Annotated in this window: 25 protein-coding genes; 10 read left to right on the plus strand and 15 right to left on the minus strand. The window is 67.5% G+C overall.

Annotation, left to right across the window (positions count from 1 at the left end; genetic code table 11):
• The first annotated feature begins 41 nt into the window (after window positions 1–41).
• Window positions 42–1,307 (plus strand): MFS transporter, encoded by a 1,266-nt coding sequence (locus J0J01_RS09185; protein WP_296379972.1) that lies wholly within the window; start codon window positions 42–44, stop codon window positions 1,305–1,307.
• A gap of 99 nt (window positions 1,308–1,406) precedes the next feature.
• On the opposite strand, the gene J0J01_RS09190 is transcribed toward J0J01_RS09185, so the two are convergent.
• The 4 genes from J0J01_RS09190 to J0J01_RS09205 form a co-directional block, all read right to left on the minus strand.
• Complete coding sequence (locus J0J01_RS09190; protein ID WP_296379973.1) at window positions 1,407–2,375, minus strand: 2-hydroxyacid dehydrogenase; 969 nt, start codon at window positions 2,373–2,375, stop codon at window positions 1,407–1,409.
• Window positions 2,375–3,418: a hypothetical protein gene (locus tag J0J01_RS09195; protein WP_296379974.1), complete on the minus strand. Its 1,044-nt coding sequence runs from the start codon at window positions 3,416–3,418 to the stop codon at window positions 2,375–2,377. The genes J0J01_RS09190 and J0J01_RS09195 overlap by 1 nt, the downstream gene beginning before the upstream one ends.
• A complete protein-coding gene (locus J0J01_RS09200) occupies window positions 3,418–4,380 on the minus strand; it encodes a peptidyl-alpha-hydroxyglycine alpha-amidating lyase family protein (RefSeq protein ID WP_296379975.1) in 963 nt (320 codons plus the stop codon). The genes J0J01_RS09195 and J0J01_RS09200 overlap by 1 nt, the downstream gene beginning before the upstream one ends.
• A 105-nt stretch (window positions 4,381–4,485) precedes the next feature.
• Window positions 4,486–6,189 (minus strand): GMC family oxidoreductase N-terminal domain-containing protein, encoded by a 1,704-nt coding sequence (locus J0J01_RS09205; RefSeq protein WP_296379976.1) that lies wholly within the window; start codon window positions 6,187–6,189, stop codon window positions 4,486–4,488.
• A 132-nt stretch (window positions 6,190–6,321) separates the two neighbouring features.
• Between J0J01_RS09205 and J0J01_RS09210 the strand changes: the two genes are divergently transcribed.
• The 3 genes from J0J01_RS09210 (at window position 6,322) to J0J01_RS09220 (ending at window position 7,817) form a co-directional block, all read left to right on the plus strand.
• Window positions 6,322–6,774 carry a hypothetical protein gene (locus J0J01_RS09210; protein ID WP_296379977.1) on the plus strand — a complete coding sequence of 151 codons (453 nt, stop codon included), beginning with the start codon at window positions 6,322–6,324 and terminating at the stop codon, window positions 6,772–6,774.
• Window positions 6,775–6,879: 105 nt separating this feature from the next.
• Window positions 6,880–7,293 (plus strand): nuclear transport factor 2 family protein, encoded by a 414-nt coding sequence (locus J0J01_RS09215; protein ID WP_296379978.1) that lies wholly within the window; start codon window positions 6,880–6,882, stop codon window positions 7,291–7,293.
• A gap of 17 nt (window positions 7,294–7,310) precedes the next feature.
• A complete protein-coding gene (locus tag J0J01_RS09220; protein ID WP_296379979.1) occupies window positions 7,311–7,817 on the plus strand; it encodes a DUF3859 domain-containing protein in 507 nt (168 codons plus the stop codon).
• A 35-nt stretch (window positions 7,818–7,852) separates the two neighbouring features.
• Here the strand turns inward: J0J01_RS09220 and J0J01_RS09225 are convergent, their stop codons facing one another.
• Both J0J01_RS09225 and J0J01_RS09230 read right to left on the minus strand, forming a co-directional pair.
• Window positions 7,853–8,449, minus strand: coding sequence for a hypothetical protein (locus tag J0J01_RS09225; protein ID WP_296379980.1), 597 nt, complete (start codon window positions 8,447–8,449; stop codon window positions 7,853–7,855).
• Between the two features lie 57 nt (window positions 8,450–8,506).
• Window positions 8,507–9,898, minus strand: a complete 1,392-nt coding sequence (locus J0J01_RS09230) for a selenium-binding family protein (RefSeq protein ID WP_296379981.1) — start codon at window positions 9,896–9,898, stop codon at window positions 8,507–8,509.
• 233 nt (window positions 9,899–10,131) lie between these two features.
• Between J0J01_RS09230 and J0J01_RS09235 the strand changes: the two genes are divergently transcribed.
• Both J0J01_RS09235 and J0J01_RS09240 read left to right on the plus strand, forming a co-directional pair.
• On the plus strand, window positions 10,132–11,850 hold the full coding sequence (locus J0J01_RS09235; protein ID WP_296379982.1) for an amidohydrolase family protein: 1,719 nt from the start codon (window positions 10,132–10,134) through the stop codon (window positions 11,848–11,850).
• On the plus strand, window positions 11,847–12,089 hold the full coding sequence (locus tag J0J01_RS09240) for a PepSY domain-containing protein (protein WP_296379983.1): 243 nt from the start codon (window positions 11,847–11,849) through the stop codon (window positions 12,087–12,089). Before J0J01_RS09235 ends, J0J01_RS09240 begins: the two co-directional genes overlap by 4 nt.
• 178 nt (window positions 12,090–12,267) lie before the next feature.
• Here J0J01_RS09240 and J0J01_RS09245 read toward each other — a convergent pair whose 3' ends face one another.
• The 4 genes from J0J01_RS09245 to J0J01_RS09260 are packed head-to-tail and all read right to left on the minus strand — an operon-like array spanning window position 12,268 to window position 16,579.
• Entirely contained in the window at window positions 12,268–13,296 is a 1,029-nt protein-coding gene (locus J0J01_RS09245) for a 5-methyltetrahydropteroyltriglutamate--homocysteine methyltransferase (RefSeq protein ID WP_296379984.1), read from the minus strand.
• On the minus strand, window positions 13,296–14,255 hold the full coding sequence (locus tag J0J01_RS09250; protein ID WP_296379985.1) for a tripartite tricarboxylate transporter substrate binding protein: 960 nt from the start codon (window positions 14,253–14,255) through the stop codon (window positions 13,296–13,298). Before J0J01_RS09250 ends, J0J01_RS09245 begins: the two co-directional genes overlap by 1 nt.
• Window positions 14,256–14,276: 21 nt before the next feature.
• Entirely contained in the window at window positions 14,277–15,653 is a 1,377-nt protein-coding gene (locus tag J0J01_RS09255; RefSeq protein WP_296379986.1) for an amidohydrolase family protein, read from the minus strand.
• A gap of 2 nt (window positions 15,654–15,655) precedes the next feature.
• Entirely contained in the window at window positions 15,656–16,579 is a 924-nt protein-coding gene (locus J0J01_RS09260) for an NAD(P)-dependent oxidoreductase (protein WP_296379987.1), read from the minus strand.
• Window positions 16,580–16,652: 73 nt separating this feature from the next.
• Between J0J01_RS09260 and J0J01_RS09265 the strand changes: the two genes are divergently transcribed.
• Both J0J01_RS09265 and J0J01_RS09270 read left to right on the plus strand, forming a co-directional pair.
• Window positions 16,653–18,281 carry a hypothetical protein gene (locus J0J01_RS09265; protein ID WP_296379988.1) on the plus strand — a complete coding sequence of 543 codons (1,629 nt, stop codon included), beginning with the start codon at window positions 16,653–16,655 and terminating at the stop codon, window positions 18,279–18,281.
• A gap of 42 nt (window positions 18,282–18,323) precedes the next feature.
• Window positions 18,324–18,593 (plus strand): hypothetical protein, encoded by a 270-nt coding sequence (locus J0J01_RS09270; protein ID WP_296379989.1) that lies wholly within the window; start codon window positions 18,324–18,326, stop codon window positions 18,591–18,593.
• On the opposite strand, the gene J0J01_RS09275 is transcribed toward J0J01_RS09270, so the two are convergent.
• The 3 genes from J0J01_RS09275 to J0J01_RS09285 form a co-directional block, all read right to left on the minus strand.
• Window positions 18,590–18,733 carry a hypothetical protein gene (locus tag J0J01_RS09275; protein WP_296379990.1) on the minus strand — a complete coding sequence of 48 codons (144 nt, stop codon included), beginning with the start codon at window positions 18,731–18,733 and terminating at the stop codon, window positions 18,590–18,592. The two genes, J0J01_RS09270 and J0J01_RS09275, sit on opposite strands and share 4 nt — an antisense overlap.
• A gap of 21 nt (window positions 18,734–18,754) precedes the next feature.
• A complete protein-coding gene (locus tag J0J01_RS09280; protein ID WP_296379991.1) occupies window positions 18,755–19,996 on the minus strand; it encodes an amidase in 1,242 nt (413 codons plus the stop codon).
• Between the two features lie 79 nt (window positions 19,997–20,075).
• On the minus strand, window positions 20,076–20,948 hold the full coding sequence (locus tag J0J01_RS09285) for a LysR substrate-binding domain-containing protein (RefSeq protein ID WP_296379992.1): 873 nt from the start codon (window positions 20,946–20,948) through the stop codon (window positions 20,076–20,078).
• 92 nt (window positions 20,949–21,040) lie between these two features.
• Between J0J01_RS09285 and J0J01_RS09290 the strand changes: the two genes are divergently transcribed.
• Together J0J01_RS09290 and J0J01_RS09295 are read left to right on the plus strand one after the other, a co-directional pair.
• Entirely contained in the window at window positions 21,041–22,120 is a 1,080-nt protein-coding gene (locus J0J01_RS09290; protein WP_296379993.1) for a nitronate monooxygenase, read from the plus strand.
• 77 nt (window positions 22,121–22,197) lie between these two features.
• Entirely contained in the window at window positions 22,198–23,025 is an 828-nt protein-coding gene (locus J0J01_RS09295; RefSeq protein ID WP_296379994.1) for a hypothetical protein, read from the plus strand.
• 144 nt (window positions 23,026–23,169) lie between these two features.
• On the opposite strand, the gene J0J01_RS09300 is transcribed toward J0J01_RS09295, so the two are convergent.
• Complete coding sequence (locus J0J01_RS09300; RefSeq protein ID WP_296379995.1) at window positions 23,170–24,606, minus strand: glutamine synthetase family protein; 1,437 nt, start codon at window positions 24,604–24,606, stop codon at window positions 23,170–23,172.
• Window positions 24,607–24,734: 128 nt separating this feature from the next.
• On the minus strand, window positions 24,735–26,078 hold the full coding sequence (locus J0J01_RS09305) for an aromatic ring-hydroxylating dioxygenase subunit alpha (protein ID WP_296379996.1): 1,344 nt from the start codon (window positions 26,076–26,078) through the stop codon (window positions 24,735–24,737).
• Window positions 26,079–26,082: the final 4 nt, after the last annotated feature.

Here is a 26,082-nt window from a genome sequence, read left to right on the forward strand (position 1 = left end):
TGTGGCGCATCCTTGCACAGCCCGGCCCCGGGGAGAGGCTCATGCAAGCGGACAAGACACGGACGGTGATCGCGGCCGGCGCGATCGGCAACGTGCTGGAATGGTACGACTTCGCGATCTACGGCTACTTCGCAACCGCGATCGGCCGCACCTTCTTTCCCAGGGAAGATCCCGTCGCCCAGGTGCTGTCGGCCTTCGGCATCTTCGCCGTCGGCTTCCTGATGCGACCGGTGGGCGGCGCGCTGGTCGGCTATATCGGCGACAGGCTCGGCCGCCGCGCGGCGCTCACCTTCTCGGTCACCGCCATGGCGATCCCGACCTTCCTGGTCGGCATCCTGCCCGGCTATCAGGTGCTGGGCATGGCGGCGCCCTTCCTGCTGACCCTGCTGCGCATGATCCAGGGCCTGTCGGTCGGCGGCGAATACACCACCTCGATCGTCTTCATGGTCGAGCACGCGCCCGCCAACCGTCGCGGCATGATCGGGGCCATGGGCTGCTGCGGCGCGGTCGGCGGCATCCTGCTGGGCTCGGCGACCGGCGCGCTGCTGAGCGCGATCCTGCCGGCCGAGAACATGCAGGCCTGGGGCTGGCGCATTCCCTTCCTGCTCGGCCTGGCGGTCGGGCTGGCCGGCTTCTTCCTGCGCCGCCATCTCGCCGAAGGCGCGATCCCGCGGGCGGCCGGTCACTCGCCGCTCAAGGAGACGGTGCGCAACCACGGCGGGCTGCTGGTGCGGCTGGCCGGCCTGTCGGCCTTCAACGCCGTCGGCTTCTACCTGCTGTTCGTCTACATCGTGAGCTGGCTGCAGCTCGCCGACGGCATCGCGCCGGCGCATGCGCTGGAGATCAACTCGCTCAGCATGCTGGTGCTGCTGCCTTGCATGATCGTCATGGGCGCGCTGTCGGACCGGCTGGGCCGCAAGCCGCTGCTGCTCGCGGCGACGGCGATCGCCTTCCTGTCGGCGGTGCCGCTGTTCATGCTGATGCAGCACGACCAGCGGCTCTACGTCCAGATCGGCCAGCTCGGCTTCGTGCTCTCGGTCGGCATGTTCCTCGGCACCCAGCCGACGCTGATGGTCGAGGAAGTGCCCGCCGCTGTCCGCTGCACGGCGATCGCGCTCGGATACAACGTCACGCTGGGCGTGGTCGGCGGCCTCAGCCCGCTGGTGGCGACCTGGCTGGTCGAGCGCACTGCCGACCAGACGGCGCCGGCCTTCATGATCATGGCCGCCGCCGCGGTCTCTTTCCTCGCGGTGCTGGGCTTCCGCGAGGGCAGTCGTTCGCCGCTGGCCGCCGTCAACCCAGCGTGATGTCGGCGCCCGACGGATCGAGCCGCTGCTTCACCTGGGCGTCGGTGCATGGGCACAGCAAGTGCTGCGCCCGCTACGCTACGCCTGAGGATACGCACTCTAGATCTTGCCCCACATCTCCTCGACGACCCAGAGCGGGGCCTCGCCGCGTGCGACGCGCTGGACGTTGTCGAAGCCGTTGCGCAGGCGGGTGATGTTGCTCTCCCAGGTCGGGCCGGCGAGATGCGCGGTCAGGATGACGTTGTCGAGCTTGAGCAGCGGATTGTCCGGCGGCGTCGGCTCCTCGTCGAACACGTCGAGGCCGGCGCCGAACAGGTTGTTCTTGGACAGCGCTTCGGTCATCGCCTTCTCGTCGATCACCGGCCCGCGCGAGGTGTTCACGATGATCGCCGACTTCTTCATCGCGGCGAGCTCCTGCTTGCCGATCATGCCGCGGGTCGAATCGTTCAGCGGCACGTGCAGCGACAGGATGTCGGCGTGGCGCAGGATCTCGGGCAGCAGCCGGAAGCGCACGCCGAGCGCGTCCTCCTGCTCCTCCTTGAGCCGGGCGATGTCGTAGTAATGCACGTGCATGCCGAACGCCTGGGCGAGACGCGCCACCTTCTTGCCGATGGTGCCGAGGCCGACGATGCCCAGCACCTTGTTGCGCACCTCGTGGACGGTCGGCGGCGAATTGCCGTGCCAGCGGCCGGCGGTGACGTTGGTGTGCTGCGTGATCAGACGCCGCGACACCGACAGCATCAGCAGCATGGCGTGCTCCGACACCGCCACCGAGTTGGCGCCGCCGTTGTTGCACATCGGCACCTTGGCCTTGATCGCCGCCGGGATGTCGGCGCGGTCGTAGCCGGCGCTCAGGAGCTGGATCAGCTTCAGCCTGGGCGCGTCCTTGAAAAGCTGCGGGTTCACGTATTGCTGCACGAAGCCCACGAAGTAGTCGGCGCCGGGGAGGGCGGCCTTCTGCTCCGGCGAGTTGTGCAGCGCCTTGACGATCTCGAAACCCTTGGGGGCGAGGTCGTCGACCATGGAAATGGTGTCCTTGGGTCCGACGACGAGTACGCGTTCAACCATCAGAAAGCCTCCGCAGCAGCACGATGCCCTTTGAGCAGGCCGGGCAACCGGCCCGGCTCGGTCCGCCCCCAGCCGCACTCGGCCGAGAGCCCGAAATCAGAGAGGAATTTCTTCGCCACGGCGACGCGCGTTCTGTCGCCCGTTTCGTCGTCGTGGTGCAGCAGCCCGAGATAGAGCTTGGTGCCGACTGGTCGCTTCCACTTCTCGAGCGGCGCGTAGAACGCCTCGTCGGTGCGCTCCTTGGGTACCGGGATATGGAAGAAGTCGATCGAGCGCGTCGTGGCGGCGGCGATTCCTTCCATCATCTCGACCAGGACGGCGGAGTCCTTGGGCTGCACCAGATGCTCGTCGGCCGGCGAGCCGTAGCAGAGGTGGTAACCCATCTCGACAGCGGCGGGCACTGCATCGCCCAGACGGCCCAGCATGTCGAAGGTCTGCTTCTTGTAGTCGGCCGGTCGGTCCTTGAAGTAACCTTCGAAGGCCAGCACTTCCTGGCAGACGTCCCACTGGATCGCGAGATCGGCCGCCGGGATCGCCTTTACGATATTCGCCAGCGCTGTCAGCAGCGCGCGCTCGTAGACGCGGAAGTAGGCCTGGCGCGCCGGACCGCTGACATAGAGGTAGCCGCTGGAATGCGGCGTCGGCAACGACACCTGGAAGCGCGTGCCTTTGGCGATCGCGCCGGCGTCGCGTAGCCGCGTGAAGACCTCGTAGGAGGCGGCGGCCGCCTTGTCGTAGCCGGTGTCGAATGCGACCTTGTCGGGATCGACGCCCGGCTTGAAGCGGACCTGCGCGATCTCGCGTACCACCTTGCCGTCCCATTGCACGAACGGATAGAGCGGCACCGTCGGGTCGATCTCCATGTCGGGATGGGCGCGCAGCTTCTGGCCCTGGAAGTAGACCCAGCGCGAGCGCTCGCCGGTCTCGCCGTCGGGAATGCGGCCGAAATAGGCCCCGAGCTCCTTCGACAAAGTGCGAAACACCTCCTCGCTCGAGGCGAGGGGGATACTGCCGATCAGATGCAGGCGCTCGCCAGCCTGCATCAGGCGACCTTCTCCAGCTTCTGCAGCGAGCGCAGGTAGTTCGGCACCGGCACGCCGGGATGCGTGCCCGACCAGTTGGTGTAGCTCACCTCGCCGACATAGATGCTGTCCTTGGAATCGACGGCGAGGCCGTGCGGCGACAGGAACTTGCCCGGCTCCTGGCCCGGCCCGTCCTGGCCGCCGAGGCGGGCGATGGTGGTGCCCTTCCTGTCGACGATGGTGAGACGCGGGCCGATGTTCTTGTGGTTCGTGTTGACCGGCATGCCCGGCCCGAGCTCGCCGATGATGAAGTTCGGATTCTTGCCCCCGCAGCAATAGAGCGCGCAAGGCCGGTGCATGTTGTTCCACTGTGCCTCGTACTTGCCGTTGCCGTCGAACACCTGCACGCGATGGTTCTCGCGGTCGGCGACATAGACCCATCCGTCCTCGTCGGTGACGATGTTGTGCACGATGTTGAACTCGCCGGGATCGGTGCCGGTGGTGCCCCAGCACATCAGGTGCTTACCGTCGGGCGCGTACTTGTGAACGCAGGAATTGCCGTAGCCGTCCGAGACATAAATTTCGCCTTTCGGCGAAAGGGCGGTGTGGGTGCAGCGATTAAAAGGTTTGCCGCTCAAAAAGGGCGCGGGCTGATTGGGCACGCCGATGGTCAGCAGCACCTTGCCGTCGGTCGTGATCTTGCGGACGGTGTGGTCGCCGTCGTCGGTGCAGTACAGCGTGTCGTCTGAATCGATGTGGATGCCGTGGGCGCGCTTGAACAGGCCTTCGCCCCACGAGCGCAGGAAGTTGCCGTCGCGATCGAACACCATCATCGGGTGCTGGCCGCGGTTGAAGACATAGACGCGGTCCTTGCTGTCTACCGCGACCGCGGCGACGTCGCGGAACTCCCAGCCGTCGGGCAACTTGGCCCAGTTCTCGACCACCCGATAGCGGTGCTCGCCGCTTCCCAGGACTACCGACATGTGTACGCACTCCGTTCTGTCGTCCTGAGCGCAGCGAAGGACCTCACGCCAGCAGCGGACTCGGTGATCGTTCTGCCAGGTCCTTCGCTTCGCTCAGGACGACAATTATGCCGCAAGAATCGCCTCCGAGATCTTCTCCGCCGTCATCAGGGTCGGGAAGTTGGTGTTGGCACAGGGCACGATCGGGAAGATCGAGGCATCGACCACCCTGAGGCCCTGCACGCCCTTGACCCGCCCCTGGGTGTCGACCACCGACATCGGATCGTCGGCGCGGCCCATGCGGCAGGTACAGGAAGCGTGCCAGACACCGATCGCCGCCTTGCGCACGAAGGCCTCGAGCGCCTCGTCGTCTGTCATCACCTGATCGAAGGTGAAGCCCTCGATCACGAAGTTGTCGATCATGTACTTGCGCAAGGCCGCCGGCCCGTCGAGCAGCTTGGCCACGACCGAGGTGATGATCTTGTTCTTGTTGTTGACCACGCCGATCTGGCGCACCCGGTCGGAGTAGGAGGCCGGGAAGGGGTTGTCGGTCACCGCCTTCAGGGGCTCCATCATCTGCAACGCCGCCATCTTCCTGAAGCCGGTCATCAGCCGGTCGAGGTCGCGCTTGTCGGACAGCAGGTTGAATTCGACGATCGGCTCGGAGCGCCAGTCCGTCGTCGCCAGCTTGACCTGGCCGGTCTCCGAATAGGTGCGATTGATGAAGGTGAGCAGCGAGGCGATCTGCTCGCCGACCGCATGCCAGGCCGACTTGCTGACCACCGCCACGAACATGTCGCCCTTGGGGATGCCCGGCAGGTCCGACGAGTAGCGGATGCCCATGTGGATGTGGCGCCGCGTGTGCTCGTTCATGCGCGCGCCGCGGCGGATGAACGACGACAGCGAGATCGACGGATGGTCCATCAGCCGCTGGCCGACGCCTTCCAGCGCCGACACCACCGGAACGCCCATGTCCTTGAGATGCCCAACCGGGCCGATACCAGCGCGCATCAGATGCGCCGGCGAATGGATGGCGCCGGAGGACAGGATCACCTCGCGGGCGCGGAACTCGACGTCCTTGCCGTCGACCCGTGCGGTCACGCCGACGCACTGCGTGCCTTCGAACAGCAGCGACTTCACCTGGGTATTGGTCGAGATGGTGAGGTTGGATCGCTTGCGCGTCGCGGCGCCGAGATAACCCATCGCCGCCGAGACCCGCGCCTCGTTGGCATTGGAATGGGTCACCGGGAAGTAGCCGTCGACGAACTCGCCGTTCTGGTCGGGCAGGAACTTCATGCCGGAGAGCTTGCAGGCCTCGGCAACCGCCGCTGCGTGCCGGGTCCAATGCTCGACCGGGATGCGGCGCACCGGGATATGGCCGTCCTTGCCGTGCCATTCGTTGCTGAAGTCGAGATCGCGCTCGACCTTCTTGAAATAGGGCAGGACCTTGTCCCACGCCCAGCCCTCGGCGCCGCGCGTCTCCCATTCGGCGTAGTCGGTCGGCGCGCCGCGGTTCGCCATCTGGCCGTTGATCGAGGAGCCGCCGCCCAGCACGCGCGCCTGCTCGTACTTGCGCAGCGGCGGCCGGTTCTCGTGCGGATTGTTGTGGCTCACGATCTGGGTGTGGACCTTGAGCTCCGTCCAGTGGAATCGCGGATCGAAATAGGCGGTGCCGGAGTAGGAATCCTTGATCTCCGGCGGTTCGGCACCCGGCGGCGTGTCCTGACCGGCCTCGCAGACCAGCACCTTGTTGGCGCTGCGCGCCGACAGCCGGTTGGCGAGCACCGATCCGGCCGAGCCGCCACCCACGATGATGTAGTCGTATGCCACGCGTTTCCCCGATTGATTGGGCCAACGCTACGCCTGTGGCGAAATGCGGGCAAAGCAAGAATGCGGCTCCGGAACGTCCGTTCCGCGTCGCGCGTTGCAGGGGGAGCCCACAGCACAGGAGAGGAGAACCCCATGAAGCGCACTTTGCTGACGATCGCCCTCGTGGCCGCGGCCGGCACGGCCGGAGCGCAGACCGTCTCGACCCCGGCGACCGGCGGCGTCGATGCCGGCGCGGGCGCTGGCGCCGCGGCGACCATGACCGCTCCACCCGCCGGCGGTGACGCCCAGATGAACAGCAACACCCAGATGAACACCAACGCCCAGATGCCGGCCGGCCAGACGAACGGCAACATGGGCACCAACATGGGTGCGGGCGCGAACGCCAATACGAACATGGCAAACGCCCCGGCCGAGCGTCTGACCGGCGCGGCCGGGACTGCCCAGAAGCGAATCGAGCAGGATGGCTACAAGGGCGTCCAGAACCTGCAGAAGGGCGCCGACGGCCTGTGGCGCGGCGACGCCATGCGCGGCAATGCCAAGGTCCAGGTGACCGTGGATCGCGCCGGCCGCGTCTCGGCCCAGTAAGCGTCTGCGTTTCGGGAAGCCAGCCTTGCTCCGGCAAGGCGGGCTTTCTGTTGCCGCGCGGCGGCCGGCCTGCAATCGTTGGTCAACCAACGAGGAGGACCGCGCATGCCGGATGCTTCGACCGCCAACAGCAGCGACACCGCCACGCCCGAGCTGATGAAGGCGATCTCGGCGGCGTTCAACAGCCGCGATGTCGATCGCATCGTCTCGTTCTTCACCGACGACGCGACCTTCTGGCTGGCGCGCGGGCCCGAGCCGGTCGGCCGCACGCTCGCCGGCAAGGAGACGATCCGCAAGGCACTCGCCGACCGCTTCAAGGTCATCCCGGACATGCGCTGGGACCACAAGGAGTACATCTTCGCCGGCAACCGGGCGATCTCGGTCTGGACGGTGAAGGGCAAGGGCGCCGACGGCGAGGACCTGAACTACGAAGGCTGCGACATCTACACGTTCCGCGGCGGCAAGATCTCCGCCAAGAACACCTTCTGGAAGATGGTCGAGCGCAAGGACCGGCTTTGATCGTCCGCTGGCTCGCGTTGTTCGTCGTCCTCCTCGCCGGGACGGCGAACGCGCAGCCGGTCGGCGTCGAGATCGTGCAGTACGGCCTGTACCGCTCCGACGTCGTCGACAAGCAGCGCGACGTCGCGGGCGTCACGCACAACGTGATCGACAACATCTGCCACCTTGCGACGACCGAAGTCGTGCCGATGAAGATCGGCGTGCATTTCGGCGTACGCTACAAGGTGACGGGTCCGGTCGCCGGCCAGCGCGTCCTGCTGAAGAAGGTGCTGCGCTATCCGACGGTGATGGCGTCGCCGACGCGCAGCGCGTCATCCATGGTCGTGAACTTCGTCGAGCTTCCGGTCGGCACGACTTCCTATACCGAATACGCGCTCGAGCAGCCGTGGGAGCTGGCGTCCGGCGCCTGGACCTTCCAATTCTTCGAGCGCGACCGCATGCTGGCGGAATTCCGCTTCACCGTGGCCGAGGATGCAACGGTGGCTGAATCGAACGAGCCGATCTGCTTCCAGCTTTCGAGTTAGGAAGTTTGAAGGAGCAGCAGCAACGTCTGCCTCAGTCAGCCAGGCAAAAGGCACAGGCCTGCTGTGGCCAGCGCCAGCATCCAGATCGCATCAAGGTTGATCCAGGCGCGACGCAGGATCTCCACCCCGATCCACTCGTACACCGTGATTGCGATCGTTGCCGTGACCGCGACGATCGCCAGCGTGTGCACGCCGACGCCCAGGACGGCGGGCAGCAGCGGACCGCTATCGGGGGCGCGCCCGGACGGGAAGCAGAGCGGCATCAGTGCGGGCCACAGCATAAGACCGGCGCCGTGTGCCGTGGCCATTAGGAACGACCACAGGCCGAGCCCCATAAGGCCGGTCTTCAGACCGACGCGCACGCGGTGCCGCGACCTGAAGTGCCAGCGGTAGATTGCCCATGCGATCAACGTGATGCCGGCGGCGATGCGTACGATCGTGCCGTCAATCAGGGTGCCGGCCAGGACGAACAGGAGGGCGACGGACGCGACCGACAGGGCATGACCGAGGCCGATCGGCAACAGCGACAGCCAAACGACGCGACGGCTGCCGCGATGCAGGCCCAGCGCCACGGAGAACAGCCAGCCCATGGCAGGATTGAGTCCATGAAACGCGCCGAGCCCGGCAAGCATCAACCAGGGCCATATCTCGCTCATGTGGCAGGCTGCCGTTCGTTGTCGGCGACCAAACTAGGGATAGCAGTACGAATCCGACGAGCAGTCGCCGCCTTCCAGGCGCACCTGATGCGGGCGGTGCGATTTGGGCCACTTGACGAAGAACTTCGGGTCGAAGGCGATGCCGCCGGAAGGTGCGACATCGAGCTTGACCATCCAGCCGTCGATGCCGTCAGGATAGAACTGTGGGTCGATCGCGCCATAGAGCGAGTTGGTGAAGTAGACTCGCCGGCCGTCGCGGCTGATCTCGACCATCTGCGGACCGCCGCTCAACATGCCGCTGCCCGAAGGATGGGTGGTGCGCGAGACGATGCCGCCGATGCGCACCTTGCCGGTCAGCTTGGGGTTCATGGGATCCGAGACGTCGTATTGCTGCAGGTCGCCCGTGCCCCAGCAGGCGACGTAGAGAAACTTGTCATCCATCGACAGGTCGATATCCGTCACCAGAGGCGGACAGGCCTTGAAGCCTTTGAGCACCGGCGGCAGATCTTCCTCCTTGGCGGGCTCGGCAGGAATTTCGATCACCTTTTTCACCGCCCACTTGTCGCCATCGCGGTACCAGGTCCAGATCGACGACGACAGATCCTCCAGGCTGACGACGCAGTTGACGAAGCCGTAGGCCTTGGTCGGATCATGCGCCGGCCGCAGCTCGAACACGAGCTGGTACTTGTCGCCGAAATCGATGGTCTGCACGTGCTTGCGCTTATGCAGGTCCCAGAAGTGCAGGCGTCTGCCGTACTTGGCGCCCAGCAACATTTCGGGGATCAGGCCGTTCTCGAACGTATCGGGCGTGCCCCACTCGCTGGTCACCATGGTGTCGTGTCCGAGATGCCACCAGGCATCGTAGGCGAAATGCTGCGGCCCGCGATCCATCTCCCACTGGCCGCGCACGTCGAAGCTTTCATGGTCCATCAGGAAAATGCCGCCCGGGCCCTTGCCTTCGTGGTTGCCCAGCGCTGCGACATAGATGCCTTCCGGTCCGCAATGCACCGTATGCGGCCGCGTATAGCCGGCCCGCTCGGCGACCTCGGCCGGCTCGATGACCTTGACGATCTCGGGTTTGCGCGGGTCCGGCTTGGTATCGAGGATGTGGATGCGCGAGGAGCGCAGGCCTGGCACCACGAGATAGCGACGCTCGATATGCGGGTGCGGCGCGTTGGGGCACAGGGTCGAGGAGCAGGCATTCCAGCCGAAATGGTGCAGCTCATCACCCGCGTTGGGCATCGCCGTTTTGCCGATAATGGACGAATAGCGCTGCGAAGCGGGATCGACGTCAATCACGTCGATCTCGTCCGGCACCGTTCGTGCCGGATCGAAGGCCGCGACGTACGCAAGCTTCTCCGGCGCTGCTTTCATCGCCATGCGCGGCGAAGGGTAGAAGCTGGGATCAGGAGTCCAGGTTGCCATGTCGGTTCTCCGTCAGTGCGCGCGGCAGATGTACCAACGCTGAACGGATGCCACGCCATCGCCCAATTCGGGCATACTGCTGCCGACGACATTAGGGCCACGCCCGGGGGCCTGGCGCAGAGCCTACCACACCTGCAGGGGCGATAGTCCTACGGAATGGCGGACACAAGCCAGGGAATGTTAAGAATTAGCGCCTGTTTAGGAGTATACGGCCTAGCCCACGGGAGGAGAACATGGCGTTGGACCTGGTCATTCGCGGTGGCACCGTCGTCGACGGTTCGGGCAAGCCGCGCTTCACCGCCGACATCGGCATCAAGGACGGCCGCATCGCCGAGATCGGAAAGGTGACGACGGCCGCGGCGCGCACGCTCGATGCCGACGGGCTGATCGTCTCGCCGGGCTTCATCGACGGCCACACCCACATGGACGCTCAAGTGGCGTGGGATCCGATCGGCAGCTGCTCGTGCTGGCACGGCGTCACCTCGGTGGTGATGAGCAACTGCGGCTTCGCCCTGGCGCCCTGCAAGCCCTCGGATCGCGAATGGTACGCGCGGTGCCTGTCGGCGGTGGAGGACATCCCGACCGAGGCGATGGCCGCGGGCATCGACTGGACCTGGGAGACCTTCCCGGAATATCTCGCGACCGTCGAGCGTCTGCCCAAGGCGATCAACTACGGCATGTATATCGGCCACTCGGCGCTGCGCATGTACGTCATGGGCAAGCGGGCGCTCAGCGAAGCGGCGACCGATGACGACATGACCCGCATGGCGCGGGCCGTGCAGGAGGCGCTGAAGGCCGGCGCGCTCGGCTTCTCGAGCTCGCGCGCCTCGACCCATCTCACGCCGGACGATACGCCGGTCGCCAGCCGGCTGGCGGAGTGGGAGGAGATCGACCGCATCATCGGCGCGATGGCCGAGCTCGACGCCGGCATCTTCCAGATCGGGCCGGACATCGGCAGCGGACCGCGTCATCGCGCCTTCCTCGAGCGGTTGCGCCAGGTCGCGCTGGCGACAAAGCGGCCGATCATGTTCGGCGTGCTGTCGACGAAGCAGGGCGAGGACCCGACGACCTGGAACTACCAGACGAAGTACATCGACGACACGGTGGCGGCGGGCGGACGCATGTTCGGCCAGGGCACGACGCGCTCGATCAACGCGATCTTCTCGCTCAAGTCTTACCTGCCATTCGACGTGCTGCCGGCGTGGAAGCCGATCCGCGCCCTGCCGCTGGACGAGCAGAAGAGGCGGCTGCGCGATCCCGAGGTGCGGCGCGCGCTGGTCGCCGCCGAGGGCGCGATGAAGCCGCGCGACAAGACCTTCCAGGGCGGCGGGGCGGCAACCACCGATCCGCGCAAGCCCGACTACGCCAACCTGTTCGCGCTCAAGGGCGTCGACTGGGACGATCCGACCGTCGAGCAGCTCGCCGAGCGGCGCGGCCAGCATCCGGTCGAGGTGATGATCGACCTGTCGCTGGTCGACGACAACCAGATCTATGTGCAGCCGCTGGTCAACGAATCGCCGGAGGATGTGCTGGGCATCCTGCGCCACGACCGCACGCTTGCGACCTTCTCGGATTCGGGCGCGCACGTCTGCCAGGAGATGGGCTCGTCGCTGCAGACCCATTTCCTGAGCTACTGGGTGCGCAAGCGGCGCGCCTTCACGCTCGAGCAGGCGATCAAGAAGCTGAGCCACGACAATGCCGTCGCCTGGGAGATGCCGGGCCGCGGCCTGCTGCGCGAGGGCTACCAGGCCGACATCGTGCTGTTCGAGGAGGACCGCATCCGCCCGCAGCTGCCGACAGTCGAGAAGGACCTGCCGGGCGGCGCGCGCCGGCTGGTGCAGAAGGCTGAGGGCATCCGCGCGACGCTGGTCAACGGAGCGGTCACCTTCGAGAACGGCGAGGCGACCGGTGTGCGGTCCGGCATTGTCCTGAAGGGGAAGCTGGCGTCATGACCCGGTTAGTATTCGCGGCGGCGCTCGTCCTGATGTCGGCGTCGGCTTTCGCGCAGACCCGCGGTCAGGCGGCCGCCGCCGGCGCAGCGGGTGTGACCGCGCGGCTGCAGTCGCAGGGCTATCGCGACATCCACGACCTGCGCCGGACGCCCGACGGCAAATGGACCGGCAAGGCGATCCGCAACGGCGCGCCGGTCACCGTCACCTCCGATCCCGCCGGGACCACGATCGCCCGGTAATCCGCCTGGCGCGGTATCCTAGCACCGTTGGGGGGTGGGGGTGTTGCGGCAGGATTCGCTGAAAAGCCCCGCGCCATCGGCATCGGAGGCTTCCCACGCGCGTGGGAAGTGTCATCCCGAGCGTAGCGAGGGATCTATGCGGACCAGGATGGATCGCTCGCTACGCTCGGGATGACAGCTAAAGCTCGCGCCGCACGATCGCGGCACCCTCGGCCAGCGCCCTCAGCTTCCCGAAGGCGGTGGCGCGCGGCAGGTATTTCATGCCGCAGTCGGGGGCGGGCAGCAGCTTGTCGGGCGGCAGGTACTTCAGCCCGGCGCGGATGCGCTCGACGACCTTCTGGGGCGTCTCGACCTCGCGGTCGCTGAGGTCGATCACGCCCAGCATCACCTTCTTGGGGGCGAGGTCCTTCAGCACGCCGAGATCGATCTTGGGCTGCGCCGATTCGATCGAGATCTGCTGGGCGATGGTGTCGGCGAGCTGCGGCAGGAAGGAGTAGCCGGTCGGCTTCAGGCCGGTGACGACCGCGGCATAGCCGAAGCAGAGATGCACGACCGTCGGCACGGCGATGCCCTCGAGCGCGCGGTTGATCACCTTGACGGCGTAACGCTTGGCCTCGTCGGGGTTGTTGCGCAGCCAGGGCTCGTCGAGCTGGATCACGTCGGCACCGGCCTTGACCAGCTCGCGCGCCTCCTCGTTCACCGCCGCGGCGTAGTCCATGCACATCGCCTCGGCGTCCTTGTAGAACTCGTCCTTCACCTGCTGGCCCATGGTGAAGGGGCCGGGCAGGGTGATCTTGGCCTGCTTGTCGGTGTTGGCGCGCAGGAACTGCATGTCGCGCAGCTCGACGGCCCGCGTGCGCCGGATCTCGCCGACGACCCGCGGCACGACGGTCTTCTGGCCGCGGTTGTTGACGATCTCCGCCGGCTTGTCGTTGTCGACGCCCTCCAGCGCGGTCGCGAAGTGGTTGGAGTAGCTCTCGCGGCGCATCTCGCCGTCGGTGATGATGTCGATGCCGGCGCGCTCCATGTCGCGAATGGCGAGCAGCGTGGCGTCGTCGTGCGCCTGCTGCAGGAACGGGTCCTGGACGCGCCACAGCTCGTGCAGGCGCGTGCGCGGCACGCCCTTGGCCAGCAGCGCACGATCGACCAGCCAGTCGGGCTGCGGATAGGAACCGACGACGGTGGTCTGCAGAAGGGTGTTGCTCATCACTGTGCCTTTATGCCGGCGGCCTTCACCAGGTCGCGATATTCGCCGAGCTCGCGCACGACCAGCTCGTCGAACTCCTTGGGCGTTGTCGGCGACGGATCGCCGCCGATCTTGGCCAGCCGCTCCTTGACCTCGGGCAGGGCGAGGGCCTCGATCACCGCCTTGTTGAGCTTGTCGATCACTGCCGGCGGGGTGCCGTTGGGCGCCAGCAGGCCGGCCCAATAGTCGTAGCCGCTGTTCTTGTAGCCGGCCTCTTCGGTGGTCGGCAGGTCGGGCAGCACCGAGGAGCGCTTCGGGCTGCCGTTGGCCAGCGCCACCACCCGCTTGTCGCGGATCAGCGAGAGGGCAGAGACGACCGGCGAGAAGAAGTACTCGACGCGGCCGCCCATCACGTCGTTCAGCGCCTCGGGTGTGCCTTTGTACGGCACGTGCAGCACATCGATGCCGGCGGCGACCTTGAACTTCTCGCCGTTGATGTGGGTGGCGCTGCCGACGCCCGCCGAGGCGAACGAGATCTTGCCCGGCTGCTCCTTGGCCTGCTTGACGAGATCGTTGACGGTCTTCCAGCCCTTGTCGGGCGAAGCCACCATGATGTTGGGCTGGCGAGCGAGCAGGCTGACGCCCCGGAGGTCCTTGGCCGTGTCGTAGGACAGGTTGGCGTAGATCCACGGACTGACCGTGTGGCCGGACGAGTTGACCAGCAGCGTGTAGCCGTCGGGTGCCGCCTTGGCGACCAGGCCGGCGGCGATGGTACCGCCCGCGCCGGGCTTGTTCTCGACGATCACCGGCTGGCCGAGCTTGGCCGACAGCTCATTGGACAGAGAGCGCGCGATCACGTCGGTCGCGCTGCCGGGCGTGAAGGCGACGATGACGTGGACCGGCTTTTCGGGCCAGGTCTGCGCCCGGGCGATGGTCGTGCTTGCCAATGCCGCGGTGAGCGCAGCAATCAAGAGACGCATTGGTTTCCTCCCGTTGTTTCTTCATTCGGCGGCAACTTGGCGGCTGATGCTGGGCACGTTCAAGCGCCCCAGGATGCGTTCGCCCGAGGCGGCGAGTTTGGTGCGGATGGCGGCCAGGTCGGCGCGCAGCAGCTTGCCGTCGCGCTTGGCGAAGCGGCCGGCGACCAGCACGTCGCGCATCCGCGCGCCGCTGCCCTGCATGACCACGGTTGCCACCGCGTCGTGCACCGGCCACATGGCGAGCGGCCCGAGCGACATGATGGCGATGTCGGCCTGCTTGCCCGGCGCCAGGCTGCCGATGCGGTCGCCCATGCCGAGCATCGCCGCGCCGCGCGTGGTCATCCAGTCGAGCGCCTCGCGCACCGGGATCGTCGAAGTGCCGGGGATGCCGCCGCTCTTCGCCCGCTCCGCCGCATTGTCGAGCGCGCGCTGGCTGGCGAGCGCCATGCGCGCGACGGTGAACATGTCGCCGGCGATCGCCGATTCGAGGTCGACGCCGATCGACGGCGCCGCACCCAGCGCCCGCAGCCGGCCGGTGATCGGATGGCCGTGCCCCTGCGCCATCTCGTTCTCCGGCGTGATCGAGAAGGTGACGCCGGCTTCGACGAACGCCTTGAGCTGCGCGTCGGTGAGGTTGTTGCCGTGCACCACGTTGATGTGCGGTCCGACCAGCCCCTGCGCCATCAGCGCCTCCCAGCCGCCGGGAGTTCTGGCCTCGCCGCCGCCCTGGTGCATCGACGCGATCAGCCCCAGCTCCTTCGCCAGCGCGAAGTCGTGCGCGCTCACCTCGAGCGTCGAGTAGTGTGGGCCCAGCACCGCCATGCCGAGGATCACCAGGGCGTTGCGGTCGGACAGCGGGCCCTTCATCAGACGCTCGATCTCGGACCGCGGGTGGGGGACCTCGGAGAAGTGCGGCTCGCCGGGCTTGGGATCGGGCTTGGGCGAGCCGTGGAAGAAGGCGGCGCGGATACCGCTCTGCTGCAGCGCCTCGACGCCTGCGTCGGTATGGGCCGGCGTCGGGTTGTTGTGCGCCCAATCGACCAGCGTCGTGACGCCGTGGTCGAGCTGGTTTAGCGCGCCGGCCAGCGTCGCGATGTGGACGTCCTCGGGCACGAAGACCGTCGCGAGGCCGGCATGGACGTGGCGGAAGTACTCGAGCAGCGTCCAGTTGGCGGCGACCGAGCGCAGCGCGGTCTGCCAGGTATGCATGTGGGCGTTGATCAGGCCCGGCAGCACGAAGTGGCCGCTGCAGTCGACGACCTCGGCGTTCGGCGCCTCGAGTCGCGGTGCTATCGCGGCGATGCGATCGCCCTCGACCAGCACATCGCCGGCCGGCAGCACGCCATGCGCCGCATCCTGCGTGACGACGATGCCGGAGCGCAGCAGGAGCAGCGCCATGGTCAGAGCCCGTCGCCGACCTTCACGTTCTCCGGCTCGAGCTTCATGCCGGCGGCGCGCGCCAGCTCGAGCAGCAGCACGGAGAAGTCGATGTCACCCGGGTACTGGTTGGCGAGCGACTGCAGGCTCTCCCGCGTTGCCGATGCGGTCGGCATCGTCACGCCCTGCGCCTTGGCCGCCCCCATGCCGAGCTCCAGGTCCTTGAGCAGCAGCTTGGGCGTGAAGGTGGTGGTGAAATCGAGGTTGACCAGCGCCGGCGTCTTGTAGCGGGTGTACATCGAGCCGAGCACGCTGTCGTTGATCGAGGCGAGGAAGACGTGGCGCGGGATGCCGGCTTTCTCGGCCATCAGCGTGATCTCGCACAGGGAATGGATGATGACGCCGAACATGGTGTTGTGCGCGATCTTCCAGATGCGCGAGAGCTCGCCCTCGCCGACATACATCGCCGCCCGCCCGAGCGCTGCCAGCAGCGGCTGCACTGCGTCGTACTCGGCCTTCGGGCCCGAAGCGACGACCAGCAGCTTGCCGGCCTTCGCCACCTTGGCGTTGCCCGAAACCGGTGCGCTGAGATAGGCGACGCCGGCCTTGGTCAGTTCCTTGCGGATGTCGGCCGAGCCGGTGTCGGAAATCGACGACATGTCGACCACGCGCTTGGGCCGCGCCTTGCCGGCCAGCACGCCGCCGGAACCGAACAGGATCTCCTTCAGGTCGTCCGTCGTGGACACCATGGTGAAGACGGTAGCGCAGTGGGCCATCGCGGTCTTGTCGATGACGACCTCGGCACCGATCTGGGCGAGGGGATCGGCTTTCGATGCCGTGCGGTTCCAGACCGAGAGCTTGTGGCCGGCCTTGATCAGGCGCGCGGCCATGGCTTCACCCATGCGACCCAGGCCAATCCAGCCGATCTCGTGCGATGCCTTGCTCATTGTGATGAAACCTCAAGCCTTCTCTTGCGTTTCTCGTCGCGCCGCAGTTTGGGAGGGGATGACCGCACTGTCCATGTCTCTTCGGCTTCTGATCGTTGCGGCACTGGCGACGGTGCTTGCCTCGTGCGGCGGCAACCTGCCCAACAGCGCCATATCGCGGCATCTCGCCGGCCGCTATGCCGGAGCGCTGACGGATTCGACGGCGGTGGCGACCGTCATCCGCGACCGCGGCATCCGGCCGCCCGATCTTTCGTCCGGTGTGCCCGTGGTCGAGCAGCTGCGTGCCGAGCTGGCGAAGAGCGATCCGACCGGCGCCTACGCCGGCATCACCTACGACCTGACGCGCGGCAACCGTCTCGGCGGCGACTGGATCGTGCACACGCCGGACGATATGTGGGGCCGCAAGGCGAGCGATCTGCCGCCGGGCCATTCCGACAGCCTGGTGCGACTGGTGCACGACCTGGTCGCCTCGGCGCAGCGCCGGGTCGACATCGCGCTGCTGCAGCCCTCGCCCGACGGGCCGTTCCTGGAAGCGTTGCGGAGCGCCCTTCAGTCGCTGGCAAGTCGAAGCCGGCCGATCACGGTGCGCGTGATCCTCGGCCAGTACCCGCCCGACAATGTCGACGTGCCGGCCTTCCTCAAGGCGCTCAGCGAGGGCATCGACACGACACGCATCGATCTCAGCGTCGCGGCCTTCCGCTCGTGCGTCGCGACGGAGGATTGCGACAGCTATTCCTGGAACCACGCCAAGATCGTCGCCGTCGACGGCCGCGAGGCGCTGGTCGGCGGCCATAACCTGTGGGCGAAGGACTACCTGCACGCCTCGCCGGTCGGCGATCTGTCGATGCGCCTGCAGGGGCCGGCCGCAGCGAGCGCCGTACGTTACATCGACCGGCTCTGGCAGTACGTCTGCGCCAATACGGGCAAGAAGGACCCGATCGCGCTTGCCGGCAGCAGCGGCCGCTGCCCGTCACCGACGCCGCTGCCGGCGATCGCGGGAAGAGACGGGGTGCCGATCCTCGCCGTCGGCCGGCTAGGCGCCGGGATCACCAAGGACTTCGCCAACCAGAGCGACGTCGCGCGCGACATGATGCTGGCGGCGGCGCGACACGAGATCCGCATCGTGCAGCAGGATCTCGGCTTCGGCCTCGGCCGCGCCGACGTGCTGTTCCCCGACAGCACGATCGACCGGCTGATCGACTTCCTGCGCCGCGGCCAGGGCGACATCTACATCGTGCTCTCCAACCTCGGCGCCAAGGGCAGGAGCGGCAGCACCTATTCCAACGACGTGACATTGCAGCAGCTCGCCCGCCATCTGCGTCGCGAGGTGGAGCGCCGCGTCGAGGCGCGCGATCCGCTGTCGCGCTGGGAGATCCGTCGCGGTCCCGATCCGGTGAACGCGCTGCTGTGCGAGCACGTCCATCTCGCGCCCTATCGTTTCGGGCCGGAGGCGAGCTGGCCGGGCGGCGTGCCGATCGCCAACCACGCCAAGTTCTGGATGGTCGACGGCCGCACCTTCTATATCGGCTCGGACAACATGTACCCGGTGAACCTGCAGGAATTCGGCTACATCGTCGACGATCCGAAGGCGGCGCGGGAGATCAGCGCCGCCTACTGGACGCCGCTGTGGCAATGGTCGTCGAAGGCGGCGGTGTCGGGATCGGGCGTCGAGAACTGCATTTTCCGTGAAGTGATCAAGTGATCGTGCATCGCCAGCCGTGCGTATAGAGCGCAGGAGGCCATCATGATCACCATCCGTTTGCTGGCGCTGCTGCTCGCGGCGTCACTCCCCGTCTCGGCCATGGCGCAGTCCGCCGACACGGCCTACTGCAACTCGCTGATCCGCGACTACTACCGCTACGTCGTGAAGGTCGGCAGCCACAGTCCCAACACCGGTAGCCTCGACGGCCAGGTCGCCGTCGAGCAGTGCCGCGCCGGCAACACGGCCGCCGGCATCCCGGTGCTGGAGCAGAAGCTGCGCGGCGCCGGCGTTTCGCTGCCGGCGCGCGGCTAGGCCTTTGCCGGGTCCACTGGCGTCACCACGCCCTCGGCCGCCTCGATGACCTCACCGGCGTCGAAGCAGAGGTCCTCGCGGTTGCGCATCGCCATGATCTGAACGCCGGTGCGCAGCTTGCCGCTGCGGCCGACCGGCACGGCGAGGCCCGGCAGGCCGAGCTACGGCGCCATCAGGGTCGGGCGCATGGAATCGAAGATCGCGCGCTGGCCTTCGACCGTCGTGTCGGCCACCTGCTTGGGCGGCAGGTCAGCCAAGGTCGGCAGGATCACGAGAGGCCATTGCTGCAGGAAGCCCATCCACCGGAACAGCACGCCCTCGCGCTCGGTCAGCGCGCCGAGGTAAGCCGCGAGATCGACCGGCTTGTGGAGGTCGAGCCACGCCCGCATCGCCGCGATGCCGTCGGGATCGCCCATCTTCTGCATGTTGGGCCACAGGCCGTGATGCGATTCGGTGGCGATGATGGCGTGCCACAGCTCGACGCCGCGCTCGAGGTCGGGCGGCAGCACCTCCTCGCAGACATAGCCCGCCGCCTGCAGATGCTTGCCGGCCGCGCGCACCGCCGCGGCCTGGGCCGGATGCGTCGTGCAGCCGGGGAACTCCGGCACCAGCGCGACCTTGATCGGCCGGGCCGGCGGGTGCCCGCGCATCGGCACGTCGTTCCAGCGCCAGTCGCGGGTGTCGCCCCGGGCCATCACCTCGAGCGCCAGCCGCGCGTCGCGCACCGTGCGGGTGTGCGGACCCTGCACCGCCATCAGGACGGCGCCGATCGGCCGGCCGGCATTGGCCGCGGTCGCGTTGTAGGAGGGGATACGCGCGAAGCCGGTGCGCAGACCGACCACGCCGTTGCAATAGGCGGGAATGCGCACCGAGCCGCCGATGTCGTTGCCGTGCGCGATGCAGCCGATGCCGACTGCGGTCGCGGCACCCGCGCCGCCGCTCGAGCCGCCGGGCGTCACCGTCGGATCGAGCGGATTGAGCGTGCGGCCGTGCAGGGCGTTGTCGCTGAAGATGCGCATCGAGAAGGCCGGCGCATTGGTGCGGCCGATGATGATGGCGCCGGCATTGCGCAGGTTGGCGACGACCGGGCTGTCCTCCTTGGCCACGAAGTCCTTGAGCGGAATGACGCCGTTGTCGGTCGGCTTGCCGGCGACATCGACGTTGATCTTGATGGTCACCGGCACGCCGTGTAGCGGCGGCAATGCATGGCCGCGGGCGCGCGCGGCATCGGCGGTCTCGGCGGCGGCGCGCGCTTCGTCCTCGTAGACGCGCACCACGGCGTTGATCGCCAGATTGACCTTGTGCAGGCGGCCCAGCACCGAATCGACCGCCTCCCGGGCCGAGGCGCGGCCCGTGCGGATGAGGCGCGCTGTTTCGGTCGCGTCGTACTGCCAGAGCTCCATGTCGTGATCCTTCAGGTCTTCGGGGTTTCCATTCCGAAGGAGAGCATGTTGCCGTGGAGATCGGCCACCTCGAAATGCATCATCGGGTTTTGCCTTTGCTGACGTGCTTCTGGAACGCCAGCAACGCACTCGAGCACAGCATGTCGCGCCGCCGCACGAACAGCGTCTGGACCCGCGCCTCGGCCTTGGGCAGGCGATGGACGGCGATGCGTCCGCCGCGCCAGCCGGGACCGACGAGCGTGCGCGGCATCAGCGTGATGCCGAGGCCCGCGGCGACCGCGCCGAGGATCGCCTCGAGCGTGCCGAACTCCAGGCGACGCAGGCCGACGATGCCGCGCCGCGCCAGCAGCTCTTCCAGCCGCTGGCGATAGGAGCAACCGGCGCGCAGGATGATCAACCGCAGGTCGGGCTGGCGCAGCAGCTCCGCAACGGAGCGATGTGCCGGCGCGCTCAGCAGGGCGAGCTCTTCCTCGAAGAGCGGCGTCGCCGCGAGATCGGCGTGGGCGACCGGGCCGCAGACGAAGGCGCCTTCAAGCTCGCGCGCCAGCACGCGCTCGATCAGCTCCGCGGTGGTGCCGGTGCGCAGCACCAGGTCGACCTTCGGATGGGCGGCGACGTAGGAGGCGAGCAGGGGCGACAGGCGCAGCGCCGCCGTCGTCTCCAGCGCGCCGACCGCCAGGATGCCGCGCGGCGCGCCGTCGTCGCGCGCGGCCCGGCCCGCCTCCTCGAGCAAGGCATCGAGCCGGTCGGCGTAGGGCATCAGCCGCGCGCCGGCGGCGGTGAGCCGGGCGCCCGAACGGCTGCGCTCGAACAGCGCCACCCCCAGCGTCTCTTCCAGCCGCCGCACACGCTGGGTGACGTTGGACTGAACGGTGTTCAGCGCGCGGGCGGCGCGGCCCATGCCGCCCAGCCGTGCGACGGTCGCGAAGGTGGCGATGTCTCTCGTGTCCATGCCATCGAATTTACCGATGGGCGTGATCGATATAAATCACTATTTGCGATGGTCGCAGCGCCCTATCCTTGCCGTGAACCAAGGAGCGTCCGATGAAGTGGAACGACCGACGTCTGCTCGACCTGTTCGGCATCGAGCATCCGATCCTCCAGGCCCCGATGGCGGGTGCCGTCTCGCCGCAGATGGCGATCGCGGCGTCGGAGGCAGGCGCCCTGGGCTCGATCCCTGCCGCCATGCTGACGCCCGAGACGCTGCGCGGCGAGCTGCAGATCGTGAAGCAGGGCACGGCCCGGCCGATCAACGTCAACTTCTTCGTCCACGACGATCCCGTTCCCGACGACAAGCGCGAGACGGGGTGGCGCAAGCGACTCGAGGCCTACTATGGCGAGCTCGGCCTGGCGGCGGATGCCGGCCGCAATGCGCCGACCCGCGCGCCGTTCTCGGCGGCGATGTGTGATGTCGTGCTGGAGTTCAAGCCCAGGCTCGTGAGCTTCCATTTCGGCATGCCCGATCCGGCGCTGCTGAAGCGCGTGAAGGATGCCGGCCTCCTGGTGACCAGCTCGGCGACCTCGGCGGAGGAGGCGCGCTGGCTGGAGGACCACGGCTGCGACGTGGTGATCGCCCAGGGCAACGAGGCGGGCGGCCATCGCGGCATGTTCCTGAACGACGACATCTCGCGGCAGGCCGGCACGATGGCGCTGGTGCCGCAGGTCGTCGATGCGGTGAAGGTGCCGGTGATCGCCGCCGGCGGCATCGGCGACGGCCGCGGCATCGTGGCGGCGTTGGCGCTGGGCGCGGCCGGCGTGCAGATCGGCACGGCTTTCCTGCTGACGCCCGAGGCCAAGACCTCGGCGCTGCACCGCGCGGCGCTGAAGCAGGCACACGACAACAGCACGACGCTGACCAACGTCTTCACCGGCCGGCCGGCGCGCGGCATCGTCAACCGCTACGTCCGCGAGGTCGGGCCGATGTGTCCCGAGGCGCCGCAGTTCCCGCTGGCGGCCGGCGCCAGCCAGCCGATGCGCGCTGCGGGCGAGGCCAGGGGATCTTCCGACTTCACGCCGCTGTGGAGCGGTCAGGCGCCGACCTTCGCCCGCGAGATGCCGGCGGCGGACTTGATCGCGACCCTGGTGAAGGAGACGGAAGCGGTGATGGGACGTCTGTCATCCTGAGTCGCGCGGAGTAACCTCCGCGCTTTAGCGAAGGATCCGCGAATCCGGCGAGCGCGTCGAATTTCCGCAAATACCGGGTGCTGCCGATCGACATGGACGGCTATCGCCACGTCGCCTTCGCCCGGTCGGTGCTGTGGGATGCAAGGCGCGGCGACGTCAAGGAGGCGCTGAGAGGAAGCGAGGACGTCTATGTCTATATGCCGGGAATGCGCTACCTGGAGGCGACGACGCTGGCGATTTTCGGCGATTCCGAATTCGGTCCGATCCTTTTTGCCTCCCTCACGGTCGTCGGCCTTTTCTATTTCATCGCCACCTTTGCGAATGCGGCCACCGCGCTGGTTCTATGCGCGGCATTCCTGTGCGGCCCGAAGCTTCTCACCCAGCCGTTCCTGCTCGACCTCGACATCTGGCTGCACGTCTATTTCGGCCACTGGGCCGACGGCGCCGCGGCGCTCGCCTTCCTGACCGGCAGCGCGATCCTGGTCCGCCTCGCGGACGGCAGGATCGTGCCGACCTTCGGCGCTCTGGTCGTGCCGGGGATTCTGGTCTCCGTCGCCGTATTCCTGCGCGCCAACTTCGGGCTGGCCGCAGGGGCAGTGATGGTCTGCAGCCTTTGGCACTTGCGGCCGGTCCTGCGGCCTTCGCGTCTGGCGGTCGTGGCCGCCGGCTTCGCCTTCCTCGGGACCGCGGCGCTGCACAATTGGCTCTTCTCGAGGCGAGTCGTGCTCGGCCTTGCAACGAACCGGAGCGACGCCGCACGGCTGGCCATCGTCGGCCATCTGAAGTCGTGGCTCAGCGATCTCGTCACAGACGAATGGGCAAGTGCGTCTGGCTGCGGGCAGCCGCGCTCGCGCTCCTGCTCGCCTTCGTGCTGTTCAAGCGGATTCGGACTCCGGCGACTGTGACTTTGCTGGCAATCATCGTTGCCGCACATCCACCCTTGCTCTTCTTCCTCAATACCGGGCGCTACGGATTGATCGCCTGGCCTTGCACGCTGCTTGGCGCCGTGCTTGTCCTTCGCGCCGCAGCGGCCGGTGCGATCGACTATTCTAGAAAGTGGAGAAGTATTCGCGCTGCTCCCAGTCGCTGACCTCCGCATTGAAGCGGTCGATCTCGGCCTGCTTGAGCTTGAGGTAGTAATCGACGAAGAAATCGCCGAAGCCCGCGCGCAACACCTTGTCCTCGCGCAATGCCGCCAGCGCCTCGTCGAGCGACCGCGGCAGCATCGGCGCCTTGGCCTCATAGGGCGTGTCGGCCGAGCGGCCGGGATCGGCCTTGCGCATGAGCCCGTCGAGGCCGGCCACGACCTGGCTCGCCATGTAGAGGTAGGGATTCGCTGCCGGCTCGCCGACCCGGTTCTCGAGATGACTCGCCTTGTCGCCCGGCGAACCCAGCACGCGCACCATGACGCCGCGATTGTCGCGGCCCCAGATCGCACGGTCCGGCGCGAGCGAGAAGGGGCGGTAGCGCTTGTAGCCGTTCAGCGTCGGCGTCGAGAAGGCGGCCGCGGCACGGGCGTGCTCCAGCAGGCCCGCCATCCAGTGCTTGCCGACCGCGGACAACGGCTCGTTGGGATCGGCGAAGGCGTTGTTGCCGGCCTTGTCCTTGAGCGACTGGTGCAGATGCCAGCCGCTCGACATGACGTTCGGTACCTTCGGTCGGCACATGAAGGTCGCGTGATAGCCGTTGCGCTGGGCGATCTGCTTGGTGGCGCTCCTGAACAGCACCATGTCGTCGGCCGGCGCCAGGCCCGTGCCGGCGCGGAAGGTGAACTCGACCTGGCTCGGTCCGAACTCCACCTCGAGAGAACGCAAGGGCAGGGCGAGGCCCGCGATGTTGGTGTGCAGGATCTCCAGGATCGGGTCCATCTCGTCGTAACGGGACTCGGTCAGGTACTGGTAGCCCTGGTTGAGCAGCGAGACCTCGGGTGGCGTCCCGGGCTGGCCGGGCTGTGCCGCATCGCCGAAGCCGAGGCTCGTCTTCTCCAGCTTGAACAGATGGAACTCGACCTCGAGACCGGCGAAGAATGCGTAGCCCGCGTCCTTGAGCGACGACAGCGCCTGGCGATAGACCGTGCGGGTGCTGATCGGCATCGGCCGGCCGTCGGCGAAGACGATGTCGCACAGCATCCAGCCGGTATGCGGCGCCCACGGCAGCACGCGGAAGGTCGACGGGTCGGGCAGCATCATGCAATCCGCCGCGCCCTCCCATTCGTGGGAGCCGAACGCGCCGCCCGCGCCCCACACCGGGAACACCGTGCGGTGCGAGGTGTCCTTGAGCAGCATCGTCGTGGTGAAGCCGACGCCGCCGGTGATCGCCGTGCCGACCTCGCCTGCGGTCAGGGTTTTGCCGCGCAGGATGCCGTGCTGATCGGCGAAGGAGAGCCGCACCACGGTGAGCTCGCCGGCATGGATGCGGCGCTCGACCTCGCGCGCCGCGGTCTTGCGGTCGTCATCCCACAGACCGGCCTTCTCGGCGAGATGCATGTCTACCGTCGTCCCGACCGGAGCCTCGCGAAGCGAGGCGCAGTGGAGGGACCTGTTCTGTGCGATGCGCGACTGATGAAGAGGTCCCTCCACTGCGCTTCGCTCCGGTCGGGACGACGGTAAGTCATCTACGCCACCAGCGGCGAGCGCGTGCCGGCCGCCCAGCTCGAGCCGGAGCGGCGCTTGGCGTCGAACTCCTTCCAGTACGCCTCCCAGCCGACCGTCGGGCCCATGCCGTCGACGGTGACCGGCCCGCGCACCTGGGTGGCGCGCTCGGCGTCGAGCCACATCGGCGGCTTGCCGCCGCTCGCCACCTGGCCGATCGCCGACAGCAGCATGCGGCGATAGGCGATGATCGCCTTGTCGCTGGTGCCGAGATGCTCGCGGCTGCGGTCCTGGATGCGGCCCTGGCTCTCGATCGCCCATTGGTCGTGGACGTTGATGTCGAAGCCCATGCCGGTGAAGGTCTTGGTCTTCTGCTCGGCGACGTCGTAGCCGTAGTTGTTGTGGCGGCCGATGCGCGGCCGGTAGTCGGGCAGCTCGTAGAGCCTGAGCCGCTGCTCGCGCATCTGCCGGTGGTCGACCGGTTCGGTGAACGAGGTGAAGATCGCGTACCAGTAGCAGGAGGTGTCGTCGATCGGCACGTGCCACTGGGTGATCGTCATCTCCGGGCTCATCGGGATCACGAAGGCGTAGGGGAAGACGAGGTTGGTCACCCGCACATGGGTGTGCTTCTCGCTGATCTTGCGCAGGGTGAACAGGCGCAGGCCGAAGTCGGTGCCCTCGATGTCGATGGTCGGCCGGTCGTACTCGCGCATCATGCGCGACATCGGGATGTTGGAATCGGCCGAGTTGGCGCGGAACTGCTTGCCGTAGGCGGCGCCCGACGGGTCCTCGTCCTCGTAGAAGCGATGCAGGTAGGAGGCGTGCGCCGGGTCGATGCCGACCTCGAGCGCCTGCAGCCAGTTGCAGTCGATCATGCCCTTGAAGGCGAAGGCGTGCGTGCCGGGCGCCAGGAAGCAGTCGAAGTCGGGGAAGGCCGGCGCCTCACCACCCTCATCCGATTGGCCGAGCCAGGCGAAGATGATGCCGTTCTTGACGACCACCGGATAGGAGCGCTGCCGCACCCGCTGGCAGAGCACGCTGCCTTCGGGCTCGGCCGGAGTCTCGAGGCACTTGCCGTCGACGTCGAACAGCCAGCCATGGAACAGGCAGCGCAGGCCGCCATCCTCCAGCCGGCCGTAGGCGAGATCGGCGCCGCGGTGCGGACAGCCGCGGTCGAGCAGGCCATGGCGGCCGCGCTCGTCGCGGAACAGCACGAAGTCCTGGCCCAGCACGCGCACCGCCTTGGCCGGCCGCTCGTCGGGCAGCTCGTCGGTCAGCGCCACCGGGTGCCAGTAATGCCGCATCAGCGCGCCGCACTTGGTGCCGGGCCCGACGCGGGTCATCAGGTCGTTCTGCTCGGGAGTCATGGCG

It is taken from the genome of Reyranella sp. (genome assembly GCF_017305915.1).
Taxonomy (GTDB): domain Bacteria; phylum Pseudomonadota; class Alphaproteobacteria; order Reyranellales; family Reyranellaceae; genus Reyranella.